We start from the raw sequence: 11,764 nt of genomic DNA, 5'->3' as shown, positions 1-11,764 counted from the left end.
CCGGGTCACCCGCGGCGGGTGATCCGTGGCCGGGGCACGCGGCGTTGAGGTGGTAGTCAGCGCGCACCGGTTGCCCGCGGGCCGGGCACAGGAGAGACATGAGAGATGAACCAACCAGCGGGCGACCCGATCGGGCACGACTTCAAGCGCCACCTGCGGCAGCCGGGGGCGCGGCGGCGCGCGGCGATCATCGCGCTGGTGCGTCCCGCGCTCATCGCGGCCGGACTCGTCGCCGTCTACTACGTGCTGCCCCTGGACGGGCGGCGTCTGACGCCCGGTGACGAGGTGGTGCTCGCGAGCGGCCTGCTGCTGGTCGTGGTGGTCTTCTGGTGGGAGGTGCGGGCCATCGTGCGGTCGTCCCATCCCCGTCTGAAGGCCGCCGAGGCGCTGGCCACGACGCTGGCGCCGTTCCTGCTGCTGTTCGCGAGCTCCTACTTCCTCGTCGAGCACACCACTCCGGGCTCGTTCAGCGAGCCGCTGACCAAGACGGACTCCCTGTACTTCACGCTCACCACGTTCGCCACCGTCGGCTACGGGGACATCGTGGCCCGCTCCCAGACCGGGCGGGTGCTGGCCATGCTGCAGATGGCGGGCGGCCTGATGCTGGTCGGCATCGCCGCGAAGATCCTCGCCGGCGCCGTGCGGGCGAGTCTGCGCCGGCAGGGCCGGCACCCGGAGGACCCCCCTCGCGACCGGAGGACAGAACCATGACCGCAGCGAGTTCCACCACCGGTTTCCTGTCCCCCGCGGAGCGGGCCGCCGAGGGCCGCAACGCACGGCGGCGCTCCCCGCGTTCGTCGCACGCCGGGTTCGAGCCGGGGCCGGGCCGGTTCGACCCGGTCGAGGTGGTGGAGCGCCAGTCGGCGACGCGCGTCCCGGAGTTGGTGCCGATCCGCTACGGCCGCATGCTCGAGTCCCCGTTCCGTTTCTACCGGGGCGCCGCGGCGATCATGGCGGCGGATCTCGGGGCCCGGGCCGACACCGGGCTGCGCGTCCAGCTCTGCGGGGACGCCCATCTGCTGAACTTCCGGCTGCTGGCCTCGCCCGAGCGCCATCTGGTGTTCGACATCAACGACTTCGACGAGACGCTGCCCGGCCCGTTCGAGTGGGACGTGAAACGGCTCGCGGCCAGCTTCGCCATCGCCGGACGGGCCGCCGGCTTCACGCCGGAGGAGCAGGACAGGGCGGTGCGGACCTGCGTCCAGGCGTACCGGCGGCGGATGCGGGAGTTCGCGGGCATGCGCACCCTGGACATCTGGTACGCGCAGGACGACGCCGACCGCATGCGGGAGCTGATGGCCGCGTCGATGACCAAGGAGGTGCGGCGCCGCACCGCCGAGGCGACGGCGAAGGCCCGCACCCGCACCCACCTCCAGGCCTACGCGAAACTCACGGCGGCCACCCCCGGGGGCCGGCTGATCGCCCCGGACCCGCCGCTGATCACCCCGCTGCGGGACCTGCTGACGGGCTCCGCCTCGCACGCGCAGGAGAGGGAACTGCAGAACGTCCTGGACGGCTACGCCCGCTCCCTGTCGTCGGAGCGGCGGCATCTGCTGCGCCGGTTCCGGCTGGTGGACATCGCCCGCAAGGTCGTGGGCGTCGGCAGTGTCGGCACCCGCTGCTGGATCGTGCTCATGCTCGGCCGGGACGACGACGATCCGCTGCTGCTCCAGGCCAAGGAGGCCCAGGAGTCGGTGCTCGCGCCGCACACCGACGGCATCCGTTACGACAACGAGGGCCGCCGCGTGGTCGCGGGGCAGCGGCTGATCCAGACGACCAGCGACATCCTGCTGGGCTGGACGCACGCCGTGGGCCTCGACGGGAACGAACGGGACTTCTACGTAAGGCAGTTGCGCGACTGGAAGGGCATCGCGCGTCCGGAGACCATGGCCCCCGGGATGCTCCGGCTGTTCGCGCGGCTGTGCGGGGCGAGTCTGGCCCGGGCCCACGCCCGCTCCGGCGACCCCATCGCCATCGCGGCCTATCTGGGCGGCGGCGACCGCTTCGACCGCGCGCTCGTCCTGTTCGCCCAGGCCTACGCCGACCAGAACGAGCGGGACTTCGAGGCGCTCGGCGCGGCGGCGCGCTCCGGCAGGGTCAGCACGGCGTCTCTGTAAGGGCCGCGAGGGACGGGGCGTGACGGACGTGACGGACGTGACGGGCGTCGGGCGCCGGGCGTGACGGAAGCCGGTGTCGCTCCGCCCGGCCGGTGTCGCTCCGCCCGGCCGGGGTCACTCCGGCAGCTGGCGCATCTCCACGACCCGCAGCCCCAGCGACTGGAAGCGGGCCAGCAGCTCGTACAGGTGCGCCGAGTCGACCACGGGGCCGAACAGCACGGTCTGACCGGCCATCACCACGTGGTCCAGCTCCGGGAAGACCTTGGCCAGGGTGTCGGACATCTGCCCGTCGACGCGGATCTCGTACTGCATGTGCTGCTCCCGGGCGTGATACCGCAGGGCTCACAGCAGCCGCAGGTCGCGGGCGCGGCGGACCGCGTCGGCGCGCCGGCTCACCGCGAGCTTGCGGTAGATGCTCTTGAGGTGGGTCTTCACCGTGTTCACGGACACGTGGAGTTCGGCGGCGATCTCCTCGGTCGACATCATCTCGGCCAGCGCGAGCAGGACGTCCCGCTCGCGCGCGCTCAGCTCCTCCACGGCCAGGGCCGGGACCCGGGCGGGCGGGGCGGCCCCGGGGTCGCGCGGGGCGCGGGACCGGTCCGGGTCCAGGACGAGCCAGCCGCCGGCCAGCTCCCGCAGCCGGCCGGTGCCGAGCAGCGGGCGGATCCAGGGGCCGGCCTCCAGGAACGGCCGGCGCAGTTGTTCGCGCCGTCCGTCCAGGAGCGCGCGGGCCACGAGGCGGCGGGCGAGGGCCGGGTCGCCGGTGTCGTGAGCGGCCTGGGCGTGGACGAGCGTGGCGCGGACGGTCACCGCGGGGCCGGGCCGGTCGTCCCCGGGCAGGTTGCCGACGATCGCGAGCGCCTCGTGGGGGCGGCCTTCCGCGAGCCGGGCCCGGGCCGTCTGGACCGCGCCGGCCGTACGGTGGTGCGCGAGTCGCTCCACCGCCTTTCCGGCCGGGCCGGGACGTCCCTGGGCCAGGTGGGCCGCGGAGGCGAGCAGGGCGCTCTGGTCCCGCACCCAGGGTGAACTCTCGGCCGCCGGTACGGGCGTGTCCGCCGCCGCCAGCGCGGCCCGGGCGTCCCCGCGGGCGAGCAGCAGCCGTCCCCGGGTGAGGGCCCGGCCCGCGGCGACCACCGGGTCCTCGGCCGGCCCGGCGGGCGCCGCCTCGTCGAGGAGTGCCTGGGCCTCGTCGAGTTCGTCGCGGTCGATGTGCACGGCGGCGAGGACCACGGGCCCGAGTCCGGCGCCGGGCCGCCGGGGCAGGCCGTAGCGCTCCGCCTGGAGGGCCGCCGCGAGGGCCTTGTGCTCCGCCCGGCCGGGCCAGCCGTTGAGCTGGTCGATCAGTGCCAGATGGCCGAGGGCGTCCCACCGGGGCAGCGCCATGTCCGCTCCGCCCGGGCGTCCGGCGACCGCCGCCAGGGTGGCCCGGGCGTCGTCGAACCGTCCGGCCCACAGCCGGGCGGCTCCCAGGTGGGTGAGGAGGAGGGCGGTGAGTTCCGGGTGCTCGTCGAGGAGCCGCGCGGGCACGTCCTGCCGCAGGAGCCGGGCCTGCTCGGCGGCGGACTCCGCGCGGGCCGGGGAGCCGGTCAGCCGGGCGGCCAGGGCTTCCAGCAGGGCGAATCCGAGCCGGACGGGTGCGGGCGCGGTCTCGTCCCGGGCCAGTTCCTCCCCGGCCCGGCGCAGCGGGGGCAGGGCGTGTTCGAGGTCGCGACGGGCCAGTTCGCGGGCCGCGCGGACGAGGTCTGGTGCCGGGCCGGTGACGTCGGGGCTCATCCGCGCGAACAGGCCGGCCAGGTCCTCGGAGCGCAGGCCGGTGAAGAGCCGGCCGAGCGCGAGGTCGTCGACGAGGGCGCGGGCGGTGAACTCCCAGTCGTCCGCCGCGGCGCCCTGCACGAGCGCTTCGCGCAGCGCTCCGGAACGCCGCAGCCACCGGGCGGCCCGGCCGCGCAGCTCCGGCTCCAGGCCGGGCGAGCGCTCCCGGAGGTGGGCGCGGAGGATCTCCGCGAACAGCGGGTGCAGGCTGTACCACGACTGTCCGAGGTAGTGGACGAACGCGTTGTCCCGGTGCAGGGCGGCGAGGACGGTCCCGGCGTCGGCGCGCAGGGTGAGCGCGTTGACCAGGTCGGGGCAGAAGCGGTCCAGGACGCTGATGCTGAGCAGCAGGTCCTGGGTGCCGGGTGCCTGCCGGGCGAGCACCTCGGCCAACAGGAAGTCGGCCACGGCGCTGTGGTCGGCCTCGAACTGCTTGACGTAGGCGTCGGGGTCCGTGCTCTGCCGGGCGGCGAGCGCGCACAGCCGCAGCCCGGCGGCCCAGCCCTCGGTCCGCTCGACCAGGGCCCGCACAGCCGTCGCGTGCAGGTGCAGGCCGTGGCGTGACAGCAGTTCCTGGGCCTCCTCGGAGGTGAAGGCCAGCTCCGCGTCGCGGATCTCCGTCATCTCGCCCGACGCCCGGTAGCGGTGCAGCGGCAGCAGGGGTTCCGTGCGGGTGACCAGGACCAGGCGCAGGCCTCGTCCCGCGTACTGCAGGACGAACCGCAACTGCTCCGCCGTCTCGGGCGAGGTCACCCGGTCGAACTCGTCGAGGACGACGACGGTGGGGCGGTCGCGGCGCTCCAGGGCGGCGGCGACGCGGGCCAGGGTCTGCCGGTCGACGCGGCTCCCCTCGGCGGGGCGGCCCGCCTCGCCCGGCACGGGGACCCCGGCGGCGCGCAGCGCCTCCAGCAGGTAGGCCCAGAAGATGCCGGGCGCCTGGTCGGCGGTGTCGGCCGTGAGCCAGACGACGGGGTCGCGCAGCCCCGCGGCCCAGTCGGCGACCAGCAGGGTCTTGCCGGCCCCGGCCGCCCCGTTGACCACCGTCAGGGGTGTGCCGAGCGCCTGGTCCAGGTGCCGGGTCAGCCGCGCCCGCCGTACGAAGGTGCCGGGACGCTTCGGTACCGCGAATCGGGTGCGCAGCAATGTCTCGCCCACAGGGTCGACGCCCGCCGGAGGCGGCTCCACGTCGATCTCGCCCGTCCCGGCCATAGGCTCACCACCGCTCACCGTCCGCCGGATCACGAACAACGCTCGTCTCCAGGTTCGCAGCATCGACGCTCAGACGCATGTGCGAGCGGGGAGGGCTGCCCGGGGGCAGGGATGAGGAGCGGGGTGCGGGCGAGGGAGAACCGCAGGCCAGGGGCGGGCGAGTGCGGATGGGCAGGGCGACAGGTCAGATGCCCGGGCGGCGGGAGAGCGGGGCGGCAGGTCAGTTGCCCGGGCGGCGGACGAGCGGGGCGGCAGGTCAGATGCCCGGGCGGCGGACGAGCGGGGCGACAGCCCCACGACCAGCCGGGAGCGGGCCCGGCAGGGCGGCCGCCCCGCGGCAAGCCCACCCGGGCCAGGCAACGCCACACCCCCGCGGCAAGCCGAGAGCGGGCCAAGCCGCGCCACACTCCCGCGGGCAACCGCACACGAGCCAAGCCGCGCCACACCCCCCCCGGGCGGGCCGGGCAACCCGGCAGCCCGATGGGGCGGAGCGTGCTCGCACGTGTCGGCCGTGACCACCCGTGGCGGGCGATGTGGCCGCCCCACCCGGCGCGGTTCGCTGGGACGGTACGCGTCGTCCGCCCGGCGGCGCGTGGGAGACGCCATCGCTCACGGAGCCGCACGGCAGCGCCGGGGCGGCTCGGAACAGGGGAACCGATCATGTGCCGCTGGCTCGCCTACTCGGGCACCCCCGTACTGCTCGACGACATCCTCTACCGCCCGAAGCACTCGCTGATCGACCAGAGCCTGCACGCGCGGATGGGCGTGGAGACCACCAACGGCGACGGGTTCGGCGTCGGCTGGTACGCCTGGCACCTGCGCACCCCGGCCGTCGTCCGTGACACGGGACCGGCCTGGAGCAACCGCAACCTCCGGGAGATCGCCGACCACGTCCGCTCGCCGCTGTTCTTCGCGCACGTGCGCGCCTCCACCGGCACGGCCGTGCAGCAGACCAACTGCCACCCCTTCCGCCACGAACACTGGATGTGGATGCACAACGGGGCGATCAGCGGCTACTCCGCCCTGCGCCGGGACCTCATGATGGCCGTGGACCCGGACCTGTTCTCGTCGCTTGAGGGCACGACGGACTCCGAGGTGATGTTCCACGTGGCTCTGACCTTCGGCCTGGACGGCGACCCGCCCGGCGCGGTGGCCCGGATGGCGGGGCTCGTCGAGCGGCTGGGCCACGAGCACGGCGTGCCCGATCCGCTCCAGATGACGATCGCCGTGACCGACGGCGAACGGATGTGGTTCTTCCGCTACTCCAGCGGCGGGGAGTCACGGACGCTGTACTACAGCAGCCAGGTCGAGGACATCCGGGCCCTGCACCCCGACATCGCGTTCCTTCGGCACATCTCCGACGAGACCCGGCTGATCGTGTCGGAGCCGCTGGGCGATCTCCCCGGCGTGTGGAACGCCGTGCCGGAGAGCAGTTACGGCGTCGTCCAGACCGGCCGGGACGTGCTGCGGCACTTCGAGCCGGAGCCCGTCTGAGCCGGCCCCGGCCGCCTCAGCCCAGCCGCGCGGCGAACACCTCGTACGCCTGCCGGTCGAAGAGCACGAACCTGACCTTCTCGACCGCCGTGTCCGCCGCCCGTACGGTCTCGACCGCGATGCGCGCGCCGTCGTCCATGGGCCAGCCGTAGACGCCGGTGGAGATGGCGGGGAACGCGACCGTGCGGGCGCCGAGTTCGTCGGCGACGCGCAGGGACTCGCGGTAGCAGGAGGCGAGCAGCCCGGAGCGGTCCTCGGTGGCGCTGTACACGGGGCCGACCGTGTGGATGACCCAGCGGGCGTCCAGGTCGCCCGCGGTGGTCGCGACCGCCCGGCCGGTGGGCAGGCCCTTGCCGAACCGCGAGGCCCGCAGCGTGCGGCAGGCGTCGAGGATGGCGGGGCCGCCGCGCCGGTGGATCGCTCCGTCGACCCCTCCCCCGCCCAGCAGCGAGGAGTTGGCGGCGTTGACGATGGCGTCGGCGCGCTCGCGGGTGATGTCGCCCTGGGCCAGTTCGATGGTGGTCACGTCTGCCTCAGTCGCTTCCAGACGGCCTTCGCCGCGTTGTGCCCGGACATCCCGTGGACCCCGGGGCCCGGCGGGGTCGCCGACGAGCAGAGGAACACGGCCGGGTGGGGCGTGTGGTAGGGGAAGAGGGTGAGCTTCGGGCGCAGCAGGAGCTGGAGACCGGAGGCCGCTCCGGAGGCGATGTCGCCGCCGACGTAGTTCGCGTTGCGCGCGGCGAGTTCGCGCGGTCCGGCGGTGGCGCGGGCCAGCACCCGGTCGCGGAATCCTGGGGCGAAGCGCTCCAGTTGACGCTCGACGGCGTCGGTGAGGTCGCCCGTCCAGCCGTTCGGGACGTGTCCGTACGCCCAGAAGACGTGCTTGCCCTCGGGGGCCCGGGTCGGGTCGACGACGCTCGGCTGGACCGTGATGAGGAACGGCTTGTCGGGGGCGCGGTTCTCGCGGGACGCCGCGTTCAGGGCGGCGCCGATCTCCGCGCGGTCGGCTCCGATCTGCACCGTGCCGGCGGCACGCGCCTCCTTCGCGGTCCACGGCACGGGCCCGTCCAGCGCATAGTCGATCTTGAAGACGCCCGGCCCGTAGCGGTAGCCGGCGTAGTGGTCGCCGAAACCGGCGATGCGGGCCAGGGCCGTGGGCGAGGTGTCGAAGACGTACGCCCGGGCGGGCGGCAGGTCGTCGAGGCGCTTGACCTCGAAGTCGGTGTGGACGCTGCCGCCCAGGTCGCGAAGATGGGCGGTGAGGGCGTCGGCGATCGCCTGGGAGCCGCCGCGGGCGACCGGCCAGCCGCGGGCGTGCGCCGCGAGGGCGAAGACCAGGCCGACGGCGCCGGTGGCGAATCCGCCGAGGGGGGCCATGACATGGGCGACGAGCCCGGCGAACAGCGCCCTGGCCGGTTCGTCGCGGAAGCGGCGCATCAGCCAGGTCGACGGCGGCAGGCCGACGAGGCCGAAGCGGGCGAGGGTGACCGGGTCGCGGGGCAGTGCGGTGAGCGGCAGGGACATGAAGTCCCGGGCGAGCGCGTCCCACTTGTGCAGGAAGGGCTCGACCAGCCTGCGGTACGTGCCGGCGTCGCGCGGCCCGAAGGAGGCGGCCGTCTCACCGACCGACCGGGAGAGCACGGCGGCCGTGCCGTCCGGGAAGGGGTGCGCCATGGGCAGTTCGGCGTGCAGCCACTGCAGTCCGTAGCGCTGCAGGGGCAGGGCGCGGAACGCCGGGGAGTTGACCGCGAGCGGGTGTGCGGCGGCGCACGGGTCGTGCCGGAAGCCCGGCAGGGTGAGCTCCTCGGTGCGCGATCCGCCGCCCACCGTGTCCCGGGCCTCGAAGACGGCGACGGAGAAGCCGCGGCGGGCCAGCTCCACGGCCGCGGTCAGCCCGTTCGGTCCCGCACCCACTACGACGGCATCGAGCATCGACGGCACCTTCGGACCCCTTCGTCAGCCGACGGCCACTGATGGTCAGGATATGCCCGGGGGCGGACCGTCACCGGCCGTGGGTGACGTCCGCCGCGGAGGGCGGCCCTCCGGCCGCACCGGCCACCCGGCACACACGCCGGGTGACCACCCCGCTGCGGCCGCCGGGCTCCGGGCTCCCGCGCTCGGTCACGCCCCGCCCGTCACCCGGTCACGTCACGCCCCTCCCGCCAGCAGCGCCGCCACCCGGCGGGCCGTGGCCGCGTCGCGGGCCGCCGTGAACGGCAGGGCGTTGCCGCCGGTGATGCGGAACGGCTCGCCCGTGCGGGTCAGATGGGCGCCGCCCGCCTCCTCCACCAGGAGCAGACCGGCCGCGTGGTCCCACGCCGCCTCCCAGGAGAAAGCGGTGGCGTCCAACTGCCCCCGGGCGATGGCGAGGTACTCCAGCCCGGCCGAGCCGCACGGGCGCGGTGCCAGGCCCTCGGTGCGCAGGCCGAGCAGGGCGTGCTTCTGCTCGTCCGTCGTGTAGTCCGGGTGGGAGGTGGCCACGCGCAGGTCCCGGCCGGGCTCGGGCACACCGGCGAACAGCCGCTCCCCGTCGAGGTAGGCGCCCTTGCCGCGCTGGGCGGTGGCGAGCCGGTCGCGGGCGGGCGCGTAGGTCCAGGACGCGAGCACGCTGCCGCCGAGGGCCAGCGCGACCAGGGTGCAGAACCCGGCTTCGCCGCGCACGAACTGCCGGGTGCCGTCGACCGGGTCGACGATCCAGACCGGGGCCTCGCCGCGTATCGCCTCGTAGGACGCCGGGTTGGCGTGGACGGCCTCCTCGCCGACGACGACCGAGCCGGGCAGCAGGTCGACGAGGGCTTCGGTCAGATACAGCTCGGCCCTGCGGTCGGCGTCGGTCACCAGGTCGTGCGGGCCGCTCTTCTGGTCGATCTCGTGCGCGGCGAGCTGACGCCAGCGCGGCATGATCTCGGCGGCCGCGGCCTTGCGGACCGCGTCCTCGACGTCACGGGCGTGCTGTGCGAGAAACTCTTCGATGGTTTCGTTGCTGTCGATCACCCCTCCATCACAACACGCGCCACTGACAAACCCCACCCGCCGGGTGGAGCGGGGGCGGCGCCGCGGTGAACAGCGGCGCCCGCGGGCCGGTCAGCGGCCGACGGCGTAGCCCTGCATGCCGCGCGGGTTGGCCGCCGCCGACAGGACGCCGGTCTCCGGGTCCCGGGCGACCGCGCACAGCCGGCCCTCCGACCAGGGGGCGCCGACGGTCACGTCGTGGCCGCGCCGCCGCAGCCCGGCCACGACGTCCGGGTCCGTGCGGGCCTCCACGGTGACGCTCCCCGGGAGCATGCCGCGCGGGTAGAACGAGCCCGGGAAGCTGTCGTTGTGCCAGTTCGGGGCGTCGATCGCGCCTTGCAGGTCGGGGCCGCCGCGCACCGGGCCGCGCAGCGCCACCGCCAGCAGGAAGTGCAGCTGCCACTGGTCCTGCTGGTCCCCGCCGGGCGTGCCGAACGCCATGACGGGCACGCCCTCGCGCAGCGCGATCGACGGGGACAGGGTGCTGCGGGGACGGCGGCCGGGGGCGAGGGAGCTGGGCAGGCCCTCCTCCAGCCAGGTCATCTGCAGCCGGGTGCCGAGCGGGAAGCCCAGTTCGGGCACCACGGGGTTGGACTGCAGCCAGCCGCCGCTGGGCGTGGCCGAGACCATGGTGCCCCAGCGGTCGACGATGTCCAGGTGGCAGGTGTCGCCGCGGGTGGTGCCGTCGGAGAGGATCTGCGGTTCGCCGGGCACGGGGGACGTCGGGGGCTTGGCGACGGTCGGTTCGCCGATGCCCAGGGCGTCGAAGCGCTCCTGGGCGCGGGCCGCCCCGCGCGCGTGCGCGGACAGGCGCGGGGTCCGTCCGCCGGGGCTGCCGGGCCTCAGCTCCCGGGCCGCCCGCTCGCCGACGAGGGCGCGGCGGGCCGCGTTGTAGGCGTCGGACAGCAGGTCGTCGAGGGGCACGTCGGCGGCGTCGCCGTACCAGGCCTCCCGGTCGGCCATGGCGAGCTTGCAGTTCTCGACCAGGAGGTGGACGTAGTCGGCCGAGCCGTAGCGGGGCAGCTCGGGCGGGAGCAGGGCCAGTTGCTGCAGGAGGACCGGGCCCTGGCTCCAGGGACCCGGCTTGCAGACGGTCCAGCCGTTCCAGTCGTACGTGACCGGTGTCTCCCAGGTCGCGGACCAGGCGGCGAGGTCGTCGGCCGTGAGGGTGCCGGTGTGGTGGGTGCCGCTGGTGTCCAGGGTGGGGCGCGCGGCCTGCCGGACGAGGGCCTCGGCGATGAATCCGGTGCGCCACACCCGCCGCGCTGCCTCGATCCGCGCCTCCCGGTCGCCGGCCCCGGCGGTCTCGGCGAGCAGCCGCTTCCAGGTGGCGGCGAGCGCGGGGTTGCGGAACAGCTCGCCGGGGCGGGGGGCCTTCCCGCCCGGCAGGTAGACCTCGGCGGACGAGGTCCACTCGGTCTCGAACAGCGCGCGCACGGTCTCGACGGTCTCGCCGACGCGCTCCACGGGCGCGTGGCCGTGCTCGGCGTATCCGATGGCGTACTTCAGGACGTCGTCGAGGGACTTGGTGCCGTGGTCGCGCAGCAGCAGCATCCAGGCGTCGAAGGCGCCCGGCACGGCGGCGGCGAGCGGGCCGGTGCCGGGGACGAGGTCCAGGCCGAGACCGCGGTAGTGCGCGACGCCCGCACCGGCCGGGGCGACGCCCTGCCCGCACAGCACCCGCACCCGGCCGTCGGCCGGCGCGAGCAGGATCGGCACCTCTCCGGCGGGGCCGTTGAGGTGCGGCTCGACGACGTGCAGCACGAAGGCGCCGGCGACGGCCGCGTCACAGGCGTTCCCGCCGTCCTCCAGGACGGCCATCGCGGACTGCGCGGCCAGCCAGTGGGTGGACGACACCATGCCGAAGGTGCCCTGCAGGGTCGGGCGGGACGTGAACATCGCGGTCGGTCACCTCTCGTCGTCGTGCGCCACGGGTCCCCCTGCCCTTGTCGCGGCCACGGTGAAACCTCGTGGCGGGCCGGGCCCGACCAGGCACAAAGCGCCCACGCGCCGCCCAAACCACCGAAACCACGACCACCGACGTCGAGCCACCGTCACCGCGCGGGCACGGAGCGAGTTCGCTCTTCCGCCCCACAGGGACTCGTGTGAAACTGTCGTCC

9 protein-coding genes are annotated in these 11,764 nt (G+C 74.9%); 3 read left to right on the top strand and 6 right to left on the bottom strand.

All coding sequences use genetic code 11. The features are described from left to right. The first annotated feature begins 105 nt into the window (after nt 1-105). Nucleotides 106-711 (top strand): potassium channel family protein, encoded by a 606-nt coding sequence (locus ABZY20_RS11505; protein WP_356440024.1) that lies wholly within the window; start codon nt 106-108, stop codon nt 709-711. Then, nucleotides 708-2,117 (top strand): DUF2252 domain-containing protein, encoded by a 1,410-nt coding sequence (locus ABZY20_RS11500; RefSeq protein ID WP_356440021.1) that lies wholly within the window; start codon nt 708-710, stop codon nt 2,115-2,117. The genes ABZY20_RS11505 and ABZY20_RS11500 overlap by 4 nt, the downstream gene beginning before the upstream one ends. Nucleotides 2,118-2,231: 114 nt before the next feature. Here the strand turns inward: ABZY20_RS11500 and ABZY20_RS11495 are convergent, their stop codons facing one another. Continuing rightward, nucleotides 2,232-2,429, bottom strand: coding sequence for a hypothetical protein (locus ABZY20_RS11495; protein ID WP_356440018.1), 198 nt, complete (start codon nt 2,427-2,429; stop codon nt 2,232-2,234). 30 nt (nt 2,430-2,459) lie between these two features. Further along, the gene (locus tag ABZY20_RS11490; RefSeq protein ID WP_356440015.1) at nt 2,460-5,138 is read right to left on the bottom strand and encodes a LuxR C-terminal-related transcriptional regulator; all 2,679 of its coding nucleotides are present in this window, start codon (nt 5,136-5,138) and stop codon (nt 2,460-2,462) included. Between the two features lie 660 nt (nt 5,139-5,798). Here ABZY20_RS11490 and ABZY20_RS11485 point away from each other — a divergent pair. Further along, on the top strand, nt 5,799-6,632 hold the full coding sequence (locus tag ABZY20_RS11485; protein WP_356440012.1) for a class II glutamine amidotransferase: 834 nt from the start codon (nt 5,799-5,801) through the stop codon (nt 6,630-6,632). 16 nt (nt 6,633-6,648) lie between these two features. On the opposite strand, the gene ABZY20_RS11480 is transcribed toward ABZY20_RS11485, so the two are convergent. The 4 genes from ABZY20_RS11480 to ABZY20_RS11465 form a co-directional block, all read right to left on the bottom strand. Further along, the gene (locus ABZY20_RS11480) at nt 6,649-7,158 is read right to left on the bottom strand and encodes an O-acetyl-ADP-ribose deacetylase (RefSeq protein ID WP_356440009.1); all 510 of its coding nucleotides are present in this window, start codon (nt 7,156-7,158) and stop codon (nt 6,649-6,651) included. Further along, nucleotides 7,155-8,564 carry an NAD(P)/FAD-dependent oxidoreductase gene (locus tag ABZY20_RS11475; protein ID WP_356440006.1) on the bottom strand — a complete coding sequence of 470 codons (1,410 nt, stop codon included), beginning with the start codon at nt 8,562-8,564 and terminating at the stop codon, nt 7,155-7,157. Before ABZY20_RS11475 ends, ABZY20_RS11480 begins: the two co-directional genes overlap by 4 nt. Before the next feature lie 216 nt (nt 8,565-8,780). Next, entirely contained in the window at nt 8,781-9,626 is an 846-nt protein-coding gene (locus ABZY20_RS11470; RefSeq protein WP_356440003.1) for an inositol monophosphatase family protein, read from the bottom strand. A gap of 90 nt (nt 9,627-9,716) precedes the next feature. After that, nucleotides 9,717-11,543: a gamma-glutamyltransferase gene (locus ABZY20_RS11465; RefSeq protein WP_356440000.1), complete on the bottom strand. Its 1,827-nt coding sequence runs from the start codon at nt 11,541-11,543 to the stop codon at nt 9,717-9,719. Between the last annotated feature and the right edge of the window lie 221 nt (nt 11,544-11,764).

The organism is Streptomyces sp. NPDC006624, assembly GCF_040611555.1.
GTDB lineage: Bacteria > Actinomycetota > Actinomycetes > Streptomycetales > Streptomycetaceae > Streptomyces.
The sequence above is the reverse complement of the archived record's forward strand: the minus strand, read 5'-3'. Positions and strand labels throughout refer to the sequence as shown.